General features: G+C 71.9%; 9 protein-coding genes and 1 rRNA gene. 5 read left to right on the top strand and 5 right to left on the bottom strand.

The genetic code is table 11. The annotated features are described in order from the left end of the window. Positions 1 to 86 (top strand): 5S ribosomal RNA (gene rrf / locus AB0H32_RS42720); the annotation flags it as partial. Positions 87 to 189: 103 nt separating this feature from the next. Here the strand turns inward: rrf and AB0H32_RS42715 are convergent. From AB0H32_RS42715 to AB0H32_RS42695, 5 genes are read right to left on the bottom strand one after another with little or no spacing between them, the layout of a single operon-like run. After that, entirely contained in the window at positions 190 to 1,500 is a 1,311-nt protein-coding gene (locus AB0H32_RS42715; RefSeq protein ID WP_361133258.1) for a DUF58 domain-containing protein, read from the bottom strand. Further along, the gene (locus AB0H32_RS42710; RefSeq protein WP_361133255.1) at positions 1,500 to 2,489 is read right to left on the bottom strand and encodes a MoxR family ATPase; all 990 of its coding nucleotides are present in this window, start codon (positions 2,487 to 2,489) and stop codon (positions 1,500 to 1,502) included. The genes AB0H32_RS42715 and AB0H32_RS42710 overlap by 1 nt, the downstream gene beginning before the upstream one ends. Further along, the gene (locus tag AB0H32_RS42705) at positions 2,489 to 3,685 is read right to left on the bottom strand and encodes a DUF4350 domain-containing protein (protein ID WP_361133252.1); all 1,197 of its coding nucleotides are present in this window, start codon (positions 3,683 to 3,685) and stop codon (positions 2,489 to 2,491) included. The genes AB0H32_RS42710 and AB0H32_RS42705 overlap by 1 nt, the downstream gene beginning before the upstream one ends. Beyond that, positions 3,682 to 4,440 carry a DUF4129 domain-containing protein gene (locus tag AB0H32_RS42700; protein WP_361133250.1) on the bottom strand — a complete coding sequence of 253 codons (759 nt, stop codon included), beginning with the start codon at positions 4,438 to 4,440 and terminating at the stop codon, positions 3,682 to 3,684. The genes AB0H32_RS42705 and AB0H32_RS42700 overlap by 4 nt, the downstream gene beginning before the upstream one ends. Positions 4,441 to 4,468: 28 nt before the next feature. Continuing rightward, positions 4,469 to 5,833: a hypothetical protein gene (locus AB0H32_RS42695; protein WP_361133247.1), complete on the bottom strand. Its 1,365-nt coding sequence runs from the start codon at positions 5,831 to 5,833 to the stop codon at positions 4,469 to 4,471. Positions 5,834 to 5,973: 140 nt separating this feature from the next. Here AB0H32_RS42695 and mtnA point away from each other — a divergent pair, with 140 nt between their 5' ends. From mtnA to AB0H32_RS42675, 4 genes are read left to right on the top strand one after another with little or no spacing between them, the layout of a single operon-like run. After that, a complete protein-coding gene (gene mtnA, locus AB0H32_RS42690) occupies positions 5,974 to 7,116 on the top strand; it encodes an S-methyl-5-thioribose-1-phosphate isomerase (protein WP_361133244.1) in 1,143 nt (380 codons plus the stop codon). Positions 7,117 to 7,120: 4 nt separating this feature from the next. Beyond that, entirely contained in the window at positions 7,121 to 7,810 is a 690-nt protein-coding gene (gene mtrA / locus AB0H32_RS42685; RefSeq protein WP_191870552.1) for a two-component system response regulator MtrA, read from the top strand. A 1-nt stretch (position 7,811) separates the two neighbouring features. Then, positions 7,812 to 9,902 (top strand): MtrAB system histidine kinase MtrB, encoded by a 2,091-nt coding sequence (gene mtrB, locus AB0H32_RS42680; RefSeq protein WP_361133241.1) that lies wholly within the window; start codon positions 7,812 to 7,814, stop codon positions 9,900 to 9,902. Further along, complete coding sequence (locus tag AB0H32_RS42675; RefSeq protein ID WP_361133238.1) at positions 9,892 to 11,730, top strand: LpqB family beta-propeller domain-containing protein; 1,839 nt, start codon at positions 9,892 to 9,894, stop codon at positions 11,728 to 11,730. The genes mtrB and AB0H32_RS42675 overlap by 11 nt, the downstream gene beginning before the upstream one ends. Positions 11,731 to 11,854 lie beyond the last annotated feature (124 nt).

Here is an 11,854-nt window from a genome sequence, read left to right as displayed (position 1 = left end):
GTTACATTCCGAACCCGGAAGCTAAGCCTCACAGCGCCGATGGTACTGCAGGGGGGACCCTGTGGGAGAGTAGGACGCCGCCGAACAAATTTTGAGAAAACCCCCGCATCGGAAGATGCGGGGGTTTTCTGCGTTCCGGGAGCTGTTTCCCCCGAGGGGGCAGCCGAATGCGGCGGCATCAATTCCAGATCAGAGTCGGCCGGCTGCCTTCAGAGCCAGGTAGGCATCCGCCAGCGCAGGGGCAAGATCGTCCGGCGTCGCGTCCACGACCGTCACCCCATGACGACGGAGCTGCTCTGCAGTGCGCTGCCGTTCGCTGTGCGCCTGTGCTGCGGCAGCGGCCTCGTACACCGCTTCTGTGTTCCCGCGGGCCTTCGACATGTGTGCGATGTGCGGGTCGGCAACCGAAGCGACGAGAACCGTGTGGCGCTGGCTGAGCTGTGGGAGCACGGGCAGAAGACCCTGCTCGACCGGCGCCGCGTCGAGTGTCGTGAGCAATACGATCAGGGAGCGTCGAGGTGCCGCGCGGAGTGCCGTCGCCGTAAGGCCACGCGCGTCGGTCTCGACGAGTTCCGGCTCCAGCGTTGCCATCACGTTGACCAGGGACGGCAGGACCTCTCCGGCTGCACGGCCCTGGACCCGGGCGCGGACCCGGCGGTCGTAGGCCAGAAGATCCACGCGGTCGCCGGCGCGTGAGGCGAGTGCTGCAAGGAGCAGGGCCGCGTCCAGGGAGGCGTCCAGACGGGGGATGTCGCCGACGCGGCCGGCCGAAGTGCGGCCGGTGTCGAGGACGAGAAGGATGTGGCGGTCGCGCTCGGGACGCCAGGTGCGGACGGCGACCGTGGACTGGCGGGCGGTGGCGCGCCAGTCGATCGAGCGGGTGTCGTCGCCGGGGACGTACTCGCGCAGGCTGTCGAATTCGGTGCCCTCGCCGCGGGTCAGCACACTGGTGCGGCCGTCGAGTTCACGCAATCGGGCGAGTTTCGACGGCAGGTGCTTGCGACTGGTGAACGGGGGCAGAACCCGTACTGTCCAGGGCACTTTATGGGCGCCCTGGCGCGAGAAGAGGCCGAGGGGTCCGTAGGAGCGGATCGTCACGCGGTCGGCCTGGCGGTCGCCGCGGCGGGTGGGGCGCAGCCGGGTCGTCACGCGTCGGCGTTCGCCGGCCGGGATGGTGACGCGATGCCGGGAGCTCTCGATCTCGGTGCCGGGCTGCCAGCTGCTGGGCGGCCATGCGTCCCGCAGGCGTGCTCGGAGCATGCGGCGGGACGGATTCGTGATCGTGAGCGTGACGTCGGCGGTCTCGCCGAGCCGTGTGGAGGTATCGCCGGAGCGGGTCAGCACAAGGCGCCGTACGGGCGCCGCGAGCGCGAAGTCGCAGGCACAGGCCAGGGCCAGTGGGCCGTTGACCGCGAGGATGCCGGTCCAGCCGGGTTCCAGGATGCCGACGGGGATCGAACCGAGGGCCGCGAGAAGGGCGGCGCGTCCGGTGAGTGCCATCAGCGGGGGACCGGGACGTGGGCGAGGATGGCGTTGATGACGGAGTCGGCGGTCACGCCCTCCATCTCGGCCTCGGGGCGCAACTGGACCCGATGGCGCAGCGTGGGCAGGGCGAGAGCCTTCACGTCGTCGGGGGTGACGTAGTCGCGGCCGGTCAGCCAGGCCCAGGCGCGTGCGGTGGCGAGCAGGGCGGTGGCGCCGCGCGGGGAGACGCCGAGGGTGAGGGAGGGCGACTCGCGGGTGGCGCGGCAGATGTCCACGACGTAGGCCGTGATCTCGGGGGAGACGGTCGTCTTGGCGACGGCGGCGCGGGCCGCTTCGAGGTCGGCGGGGCCGGCGACCGGGCGGAGGCCGGCGGCCTGCAGGTCGCGTGGGTTGAAACCCGAGGCATGGCGGGTGAGGACGTCGATCTCGTCCTGGCGGGAGGGCAGAGGGACCGTCAGCTTGAGGAGGAAACGGTCCAGTTGGGCCTCGGGGAGGGGGTAGGTGCCCTCGTACTCGACGGGGTTCTGGGTCGCGGCGACCAGGAACGGCTCCGGGAGCGGGCGCGGGGTGCCGTCGACCGTGACCTGTCGTTCCTCCATGGCCTCCAGGAGGGAGGACTGGGTCTTCGGCGGAGTGCGGTTGATCTCGTCCGCGAGGAGGAGGTTGGTGAAGACCGGGCCGGGCTGGAACGAGAACTCTGCGGTGCGCGTGTCGTAGACGAGGGAGCCGGTGACGTCGCTCGGCATCAGGTCGGGGGTGAACTGGACACGCTTGGTGTCGAGTTCGAGCGCGGACGCGAGTGCGCGCACGAGCAGCGTCTTGGCGACGCCGGGGACTCCTTCGAGGAGAACGTGTCCGCGGCACAGGAGGGCGACGACGAGGCCGGTCACGGCGGGGTCCTGGCCGACCACGGCTTTGGCGATCTCGGCGCGCAGGGCCTCCAGAGAGGCCCGGGCGGCGCCCGAATCCCCGGTGTTCCCGGCGTTGTCAGTGGTCGGGTCCATCATGGACGGCGTACCTCACTTTCGAGGGCGTCGAGTTGATCGGTGAGTGCGATGAGGGCCGCGTCGTTGCCGGGCGGCGGTCCGAACAGAAGCGAGTGCAGGGTCTGTCCGTCTCCGTGCAAGTGGGCGGAGAGAGCAGGGAGCAGGGCCTCGGGCGTGTGCGCCTGGGCCACGGGGACGCCGACGAGGGGGGCAAGGCGCGTGCGGGTGGTTGAGCGAAGAGCGGCGGCCGCGCGGTCGCGGGCGTTGGCTTTGCGGTAGAGGCGGGCGCGGCCTTCGACGGTTTCGGAGGCGCGGATCGCGACGGGCAGCCGTTCGGGCACGAGCGGGCCGAACCGGCGTGCCCGCCAGAAGGCGGCGAGGGCCGCGGCGATGAACAGCTGCAGGGTGACCCAGAGCCAGCTCGACGGGAGCAGGTCGAAGATGCTCTTCCGGTCGCTGCCGTCGGTGGCCAGGTTCTCGGACAGTGAGGGGAGGTACCAGACCAGATGGGGGCGGGAGCCGAGCAGTTGGAGGGCGAGCGAGGCGTTGCCCTGCTTGTCGAGTCGCTTGTTGTAGAGGATGCCGGGCGAGCCGAGGACGACGGTGTCGCCGCTCCCGGAGGCTGCCGGGACGCGGAGCAGTGTGGCGAGGCGCTCGCTGGGGTAGCAGGAGACGGCGTCGAGGTGGGTGGTGGTGTAGCGGATGCCGCCGGTGTCGGCGCTGCCCGCGCGCCGCGCTTCGGGCAGGGCGCAGTCGGGGGCGAGGGTCGAGCCGGTGCTGGTGGCGGGGTCCGCGGTGACCCCGGGGGCGAGGCGCTCGACGGACCAGCTGCCGGCGGAGACGAGGACGGTGCGCCCTCCCGAGGTCGCCGTCGCGGAGTGCAGTCGGCTCTGTTGACTATGGGTCAGCAGGTCGGGGACGGCGACGAGGAGAGTGGTGTCCGGCCCTGCGGCGGCTCGTGCCGCGCCGAGCGAGGTCACCACGCGCGTGGACACGCCTCTGTCGGCGAGGAGTTCGGCGACGGCGCGGCTGCCGTAGGGGTCGGCGGAGCGAGGGTCGAGTTCGCCGTGCCGGGTCTGGGAGCGGAGGGCGGCCATCGCGACGGCGGCGACGAGGATCAGTACGACGGCGAGGCCGATGCCTCGTGTACGGGTCCACACCTGGCGGGCGGTGGGCGACGTCGAGGTGGTCGGCAACGTGGCCGCGGTGGTCATCCGGCGGCCCCCTGGCGGGTGTTGTGGGCCGTGCTGGTGGTGCTGTTCGCGAGGACCGGGCGACTGCGTTCCAGGTCGCGGTCGAGTTCGGCGATGCGGTGGTACGACTGCTCGCTCGCCCTGCGCCCGCCGTATGTGACGTCGTCGAACTCCCGGGCGGCGGAGCGCAGTCGGTCCGTGTGCGACGGGAGCGTGCGGCCGGCCTCGGCGGCTGCTTCGTCGGCGGTGCGGCCGGGGCGGACGTCGAGCAGGGCCCGTTCCTCCAGGGAGCGGACGATGGCCCGCATGCGCTCCTGGACAGCCTGGTTCCAGTGGCCCTGGACGGCATGTGCCTCGCTGGCCGCGCGGTGTTCGGCGGCGCTGCGGGGACCGTCGTCGAACAGGGCCGGGGCGGAGGTGGGTTGGCGGCGCGGGGTGCCCAGCCGCCACCACAGGGCGGCCAGGACCGCGACGACGAAGAGGATCACGACGAGCAGGCCGACCGTGCCGCCGGGTGTTGCGGAGGCGGCCGTGCTGAGCAGTCTGCCGACCCAGTCCCAGAAGGCGTTCAGAGCGCGCTCGAGCAGGCTGGGGTCGTTCTCGTGGTACATCCGTTTGGACAACTCGCGGTGCGCCGCCTCCCGTGCGGGGTCGCGCGCAATGGTCACCGGCGGCTCGTCGCCCGAGCCGCCGAGCGCCAGGACGGATGTGCCGTCCGCGCCCAGCAGGCGTCGTACGGCCGATCCGGCGGTACCCGGCAGGGCCGGTGCCGCCATGAGAACTCCCCCCGTCAGGCTCACCGCATCAGCTCCCCGGAACGGGGCCGGGAGCGCCGACGCCCTGGCTCTGGACACCGGCGGCGCGGGCCAGTTCGAGGTCGAGGGCCTCGCGCCGGATGCGCTGGTCGATGTACAGGAGCACGGTGACGCCCGCGTTGATCGGGAACGTGATCATGGAGCCGATCACGCCGCCGATTCCGCTGATGATCAGGAAGGTCCAGCTGATGTGCCGGCCTTCGGTGGCGAAGAAGCCCGTCATGCCGTCGCCGCTGACCGCCATCGCGATCAGGGTGAAGGGGAGGACGATGAACGACGAGACGATGTTGGCGATGACGCCCGCGAGCAGCTGGATGCCGAGGATGCGCCACCAGGAGCCGCGCACCAGCTTCGTGGAGCGGCTCATCGACTTCACGATGTTCTGCCGCTCCAGCATCAGCGCGGGAGAGGCGAGCGAGAAGCGGACCACCAGCCACACCACGACGACCATGGCGCCGAGGATGCCCAGCGCGAGCAGCCCGGCGGTGGCACCGTCGTTGCCGCCGGCGATCGCCACGAGTATCCCGGGCAGCGCTCCGCAGAGCAGCACGCCGAACGAGATGAGGCCCAGCAGGAAGAGCAGGCCGAACAGCTTCGGGACCTGCGGGCGGGCGTCCCGCCAGGCTTCGCCGGCGCTGACCGGCTTGCCGAGGACCGCGCGGCTGGTGACTGTCGTCAGCAGGGCCGTCGCGATGATCGTGCCGACCGCGGAGATCAGCACGACGACACCGGCGCCGGCCATGGCCGTGCCCATGGCGCGGAACACGTCACCGGGGGTGGTGCTCGGATCGTCGATCGAAACCTGGGTGCCGAAGTCGTTCATGACGAAGCCCTGCACGAGGATCGCGCCCAGCTCGCTGAGGACCGCGACCGTCAGCGAGATGCCGAGGACCGTGCGCCAGTAGGTGCGCATGGTGGAGACGGCACCGTCGAGGATCTCACCGACACCCAGCGGGCGCAGGGGGATGACGCCGGGCTTGGCCGCGGGCGGGGGGCCGCCCCAGCCGCCGCCCCAGGCTCCGTAACCGCCGGGAGGGCCGCCGTGGGGGCCGCCTCCGTACCCGCCGGGGCCACCGGGGGGACGGCCGCCCCAGCCCGGGCCGGGCGGCGGGGGCGGTGGGGTCTGGCCGGCGCTCGGGGATGCCGTGGGCGCGGACCACTGACCGGGTGGCGGCTGTTCCTCGGACCACTTCGCGACTGGGTCCTGCGGGTCCGCGCCAGGCTGTGCAGCGGGCTCGGAGGGGCCGGCGGGGCCAGGACGGTCGGCGGGCTCGGCGGGGCCGGACGCGCCGGGTTCCCGCCCGTCGGACGACGGGGCGGATCCGGGCGAGGCCCAGCCCGGAGTGTCTGTCATCGAAGCTCCTTCACGGTGCCCGTCCGCGGTCGCGGCGGCAGGTTGGCAGACATCGTGCCATGGGGTGGTCATCGAGTGACCGGCCCCGGTAGGGGCCGCACTCCTTCAATTGTCTGCCGGATCCGGGGCAGACTGACCGCATGGCTGATCAGTACGCGCAACCCCGCGAGGACAAGCGGCCGACCGAGATACCTACGATCCGATGGGAAGAACCGCCCGAAGGTCCTGTACTGGTCCTTCTCGACCAGACGAGGCTGCCGACCGAAGAGGTCGAGCTGGTCTGTACGGATGCGCCGGCGCTGGTGGAGGCGATCCGCTCGCTCGCCGTGCGCGGGGCGCCCGTGCTCGGGATCGCGGGGGCGTACGGCGTCGCGCTCGCCGCCGTGCGGGGCTTCGACGTCGATGAGGCGGCGCGGGCCCTCGAAGGTGCCCGGCCCACCGCGGTGAACCTGTCCGTGGGTGTGCGCAAGGCCCGCTCCGCGCATCGCGCGGCACTCGCCAGGACCGGCGACCCCGTTGCGGCGGCGTCGGCTGCACTGGCCGCGGCGCGCGCGCTGCACCAGGAGGATGCCGAGGCCAGCGCCCGGATGGCCGCCCACGGGCTGGCGCTGCTGGACGAGCTGCTGCCGGGTGGCGGGCATCGGATCCTGACCCACTGCAACAGCGGAGCGCTGGTGTCGGGCGGGGAGGGGACGGCGCTCGCGGTGGCCCTCGCCGCGCACCGGGCGGGGCAGCTGCGCCGGCTGTGGGTAGACGAAACGCGTCCGTTGCTGCAAGGTGCTCGCCTGACGGCATACGAGGCGGCCCGCCACGGTATGGCGTACACCTTGCTCACCGACAACGCGGCAGGCTCGCTGTTCGCGGCGGGTGAGGTGGACGCGGTACTGATCGGCGCGGACCGGATCGCGGCCGACGGTTCGGTGGCGAACAAGGTGGGGAGCTATCCGCTCGCGGTGCTCGCGCGGTACCACCATGTGCCGTTCATCGTGGTGGCGCCGCTGACGACGGTGGATCCTGAGACGCCCGACGGGGCGTCCATCGAGGTCGAGCAGCGCCCCGGCTTTGAGGTGACAGAGATCACAGCACCCCAGGTGCCGGTGACGGGAGCGGGAGGCGGGATTCCGGTGGCACCCCTGGGGACCCAGGCGTACAACCCGGCGTTCGACGTGACGCCGCCCGAGCTGGTGACGGCGATCGTCACCGAGGAGGGGGCTGTTTCCCCCGTGACGACCGAGGCTCTTGCGGAGCTGTGTGCCAGGTCACGCCAGGTAACGATTAGCTAATGGGATGATGTCGTTTATGAAGGGACGAGTCCTTGTCGTCGACGACGACACCGCACTGGCCGAGATGCTCGGCATTGTGCTGCGTGGTGAAGGTTTTGAGCCGTCTTTCGTAGCCGACGGCGACAAGGCGCTGGCCGCGTTCCGTGAGACCAAGCCCGACCTGGTGCTGCTCGACCTGATGCTGCCCGGCCGGGACGGTATCGAGGTCTGCCGCCTGATCAGGGCGGAGTCCGGGGTGCCGATCGTGATGCTCACGGCCAAGAGCGACACCGTCGACGTCGTCGTGGGCCTGGAGTCGGGCGCCGACGACTACATCGTGAAGCCGTTCAAGCCCAAGGAGCTGGTGGCCCGGATCCGGGCGCGGCTCAGGAGGTCGGAGGAGCCGGCGCCGGAGCAGCTGACGATCGGCGACCTGGTGATCGACGTGGCCGGGCACTCGGTGAAGCGCGACGGGCAGTCGATCGCGCTGACCCCGCTCGAGTTCGACCTGCTGGTCGCGCTGGCTCGCAAGCCGTGGCAGGTGTTCACGCGTGAGGTGCTCCTCGAGCAGGTGTGGGGCTATCGCCACGCTGCCGACACGCGGCTCGTGAACGTGCATGTCCAGCGGCTGCGCTCCAAGGTCGAGAAGGACCCGGAGCGGCCGGAAATCGTGGTGACCGTCCGTGGTGTCGGTTACAAGGCCGGACCGAGCTGACATGTCCGGGGACAGTGCCGCTTCGGCTCCCGGCCGGTCCGGGGACCGTCCGGGGCGGCCTGTCGGCCGGACGGCGGCGGGTTCGCGCTGGGGACGCCTCTTCGAGGGCGGGCTGCTGCAGGGTGGGGTCCAGGGCAGCCCGGTCCTCCGGCTGTTCATGCGCTGGGTGCGCCGGCCGCTGCTGCCGGTCATGCGGCTGTGGCGGCGCAACATCCAGCTCCGGGTCGTCGCGACGACCCTGCTGATGTCGCTGGGCGTCGTCCTGCTGCTCGGTTTCGTCGTGATCGGGCAGGTGCGCAACGGCCTGCTGGACGCGAAGGTGAAGGCGTCCCAGAGCCAGGCGACCGGCGGGTTCGCCGTGGCCAAGCAGAAGGCCGACGAGGCTGCCAGCGGCACGGGCACCGGTGACGGCGCCGCCACCACCGACGGACGGCAGTCGCAGAACGTCATCCAGTGGATGAGCGACCTCGTGGAATCGCTCTCCAGCGGTGGTGCGGGCGCCTTCGACGTGGTGACGCTGCCCGTGGGCGACGACAGCGGCGGCGGGCGCAGCCCGCGCGGCTCCGGAAACGTCAACCCGTCCGACAGTGTGCCCGGCGACCTGCGCGACCGGATCAACAGCAGTACGACGGCCGCCCAGAGCTACACCCGGATCGCCTACTACAACGGCAAGGAGTCGCAGCCTGCGCTGGTCATCGGCAAGCAGGTCAACGACCCCAACGGCCGCCCCTACGAGCTGTACTACCTCTTCCCGCTCACGCAGGAGGAGAAGTCCCTGAGCCTGGTCAAGGGCACGCTCGCGACCGCCGGGCTCTTCGTCGTCGTCCTGCTCGGCGCCATTGCCTGGCTGGTGGTGCGGCAGGTCGTCACGCCGGTGCGGATGGCGGCCGGGATCGCCGAGCGGCTGTCCGCCGGACGGCTCCAGGAGCGCATGAAGGTCACCGGCGAGGACGACATCGCGCGCCTGGGCGAGGCCTTCAACAAGATGGCGCAGAACCTCCAGCTGAAGATCCAGCAGCTGGAGGACCTGTCTCGCATGCAGCGGCGGTTCGTCTCCGACGTCTCGCACGAGCTGCGCACGCCGCTGACGACCGTACGGATGGCCGCCGACGTCATCCACGAGGCTCGTGAGGACTTCGACCCGGTCACCGCCCGGTCGGCGGAGCTGCTCGCCGACCAGCTGGACCGGTTCGAGTCGCTGCTCGCGGACCTGCTGGAGATCAGCCGCTTCGACGCCGGTGCCGCGGCGCTGGAGGCCGAGCCGATAGACCTCAGGGACGTCGTGCGGCGGGTGGTCAGCGGGGCCGAGCCGCTCGCCGAGCGCAAGGGCACGCACATACGCGTGATCGGCGACCAGCAGCCCGTCGTCGCCGAAGCCGATGCCCGGCGCCTGGAACGCGTACTGCGCAACCTCGTCGTCAATGCCGTCGAGCACGGCGAGGGCAGGGACGTCGTCGTCAAGCTCGCCGCCGCGGGCGGAGCGGTCGCCGTCGCGGTGCGCGACTACGGCGTCGGACTCAAGCCCGGCGAGGCGACCCGTGTCTTCAGCCGCTTCTGGCGGGCCGACCCGGCACGCGCGCGTACCACCGGCGGTACGGGCCTCGGGCTCTCGATCGCCCTGGAGGACGCCCGGCTGCACGGCGGCTGGCTGCAGGCCTGGGGCGAGCCGGGCGGCGGCTCGCAGTTCCGGCTGACGCTGCCGCGGACCGCGGACGAGCCGTTGCGCGGCTCGCCGATACCGCTGGAGCCCAAGGACTCGCGGCGCAACCGCGGACTCGACGAGGCCGGCCTGCCCGGCGGGGGCGAGGAGAAGCGGGCGACCGTTCCGGTGCAGCCGGGCGGTCAGGTGCCGCAGCTGCCGCCGCGCAGCCCGATGGCCTCGCGTCTGGCCGCCGTCACGCCCGCCGCCGACCCGACCGCTCTGCCGGGCCACGGCAACGGCGCGCGCGTGGTGTCCCGGACCACCGGCGGCGCACGACGTACCGACGACGGGCCTGCTGCCGGTCAGGCACACGACACGCAACCGGGCCGTCCGGATCCGGCGGGTGCGGAGGACTCGACCGAGCCAGGGGAGGCATTTCGTGGGCGCTGACCGCGAGGGGAGCGTCCGGCACCGGTCCGGGCGCGCGGTGGCCTACGCCGTCTGCGGGGTCGTTCTGCTGGCCGGGTGCGCCTCGATGCCCGACAGCGGGGATCTGCGGGACGTCGAGTCCACGCCGCGGCAGGACACCGGGGTGCGCGTGTTCGCCATGCCGCCCGCCGACGATGCCCAGCCCAGCGAGATCATGCAGGGCTTCCTGGAGGCGCTGACCAGCGACGATCCGCAGTACGACACGGCCCGCAAGTACCTGACCGCCGACGCGGCCCGCACCTGGCGGCCGGAGGCGTCGGCCACCGTCCTCGCCAACGGGCCGAGTGTCGTGCCCGGCCAGCAGCCCGGCGGCCGGGAGCCGATCGACAGCCTCACCTACGTCCTGACGGGCAGCCGGGTCGCCACTGTCGACGCCCAGCAGGCGTACGCGCCCCAGAACGGGGCCTACAGCAAGAAGGTGCACCTCACCAAGGAGGCCAAGAGCGGGCAGTGGCGCATCGACTCGCTGCCGCAAGGTGTCGTCATGGGCAAGTCGGACTTCCAGCGCAACTACACGCCCGTCAACAAGTACTACTTCGCCTCCGGCACGAGGGTCGACGCGACCGGACAGCCGGTGGCGGTCGCCGACCCGGTGTTCGTGCGCGGCAAGGTGGACCCGATGACGCAGGTGGTGCGGTCCCTGCTGGCCGGGCCCACCAGCTGGCTCGGGCCGGTGGTCAGGTCCAGCTTCCCGACCGGTACGGCCCTGCAGAAGGGCGTGTCCGGGCTGACGCCGGACGACCAGAACGGCCTGACGGTGCCGCTGAGCGGCAACGTCTCCCACATCGGGCCGGCCAAGTGCACGGAGATGGCGACCCAGTTGCTGTTCACGCTGCGGAACCTGACGCCCACCCTGGAGTCGGTGGAGCTGCAGGGGCCCGACCGGCACCGGCTGTGCAATCTGACCGCGGAGCGTGCCGAGTCCGCTGCCTGGCACGCCTCGGCCCAGAGCCCCGAGTTCCTCTACTTCCTCGACGGCAAGCACCGGCTGGTGCGGCTGCCGACCGGGAGTTCGGGGACCAGCGCCGTTCCGGTGCCGGGTCCCCTGGGCGAGGAAGGCGGCAAGGAGCTGCAGTCGGTGGCCGTCTCGCGGGACGAGCACACCGTGGCCGGGGTCGATGCCGACGGCAGGTCGATGTACGTGGCCTCGATGGCGTCCAGCGGTTCGCTCGGGGACGCGGTGGTCACCAGCCGGGGGACGACCCCGGCCGACCGGCTGACCACGCCGAGTTGGGACGTCCACGGCGACCTGTGGGTGGCCGACCGCGATCCTCGTGCGCAGAAGGTGTACGTCCTGGAGCAGGGCGCCGGCAAGCCGGTGCAGGTCGGCATCCCCGACCTGCCCGGACACATCCGGGACATGCGGGTGGCCGCCGACGGGGTGCGGGTCGCTCTGGTCGTGGAGAAGGACGGCAAGCAGTCCCTGCTGATCGGCCGGATCGAGCGCGAGGACAAGCCGGGCGAGCGCCCCGCCGTCGTCGAACTGCGGTCGGCCGCCCCCGATCTGGAGCAGATCAGCGCCATGTCCTGGGCCGGGGACAGCCGGCTGGTCGTGGCCGGCCTCGAGCAGGAGGGCGTGCACCAGATGCGGTACGTCCAGGTCGACGGCTCCGCGCTGGACGGCCCGGCGCCCGCCGCCCTCTCCGGCGTGAATGCGATCGCCGCGTCCGAGGACGAGAGGGTGCCGCTGGTCGCCTACTCGAAGGACGACGGGATCGTACGGCTGCCGTCCGGGGCGCAGTGGCAGAAGGTCGACAAGGACGGGACGGCGCCGGTCTATCCGGGCTGAGGACAAGGCCGGGGCGGGCCTGTACGGGCCCGAGCGGCCTGTTCGGGTGGGGGAGACCCGCCCGGGCGGGTCTCCCGGGCCCAGCCGGGGCTCCTCGGCTGTCACTCCTGTGAGTGGGGAGCCG

Origin of the sequence: Streptomyces sp. NPDC020362, assembly GCF_040642095.1 — a bacterium.
In the GTDB taxonomy this organism is placed as follows: Bacteria; Actinomycetota; Actinomycetes; order Streptomycetales; family Streptomycetaceae; genus Streptomyces.
This window is presented reverse-complemented; position numbering and strand designations above follow the sequence as displayed.

Coding starts and splice junctions, on each gene's coding strand:
- AB0H32_RS42700 (WP_361133250.1), bottom strand. CDS start 4,440: ATGGCGGCACCGGCCCTGCCGGGTACCGCCGGATCGGCCGTACGACGC.
- mtnA (WP_361133244.1), top strand. CDS start 5,974: ATGGCTGATCAGTACGCGCAACCCCGCGAGGACAAGCGGCCGACCGAG.
- mtrB (WP_361133241.1), top strand. CDS start 7,812: ATGTCCGGGGACAGTGCCGCTTCGGCTCCCGGCCGGTCCGGGGACCGT.
- AB0H32_RS42710 (WP_361133255.1), bottom strand. CDS start 2,489: ATGGACCCGACCACTGACAACGCCGGGAACACCGGGGATTCGGGCGCC.
- AB0H32_RS42715 (WP_361133258.1), bottom strand. CDS start 1,500: ATGGCACTCACCGGACGCGCCGCCCTTCTCGCGGCCCTCGGTTCGATC.
- AB0H32_RS42705 (WP_361133252.1), bottom strand. CDS start 3,685: ATGACCACCGCGGCCACGTTGCCGACCACCTCGACGTCGCCCACCGCC.
- AB0H32_RS42695 (WP_361133247.1), bottom strand. CDS start 5,833: ATGACAGACACTCCGGGCTGGGCCTCGCCCGGATCCGCCCCGTCGTCC.
- mtrA (WP_191870552.1), top strand. CDS start 7,121: ATGATGTCGTTTATGAAGGGACGAGTCCTTGTCGTCGACGACGACACC.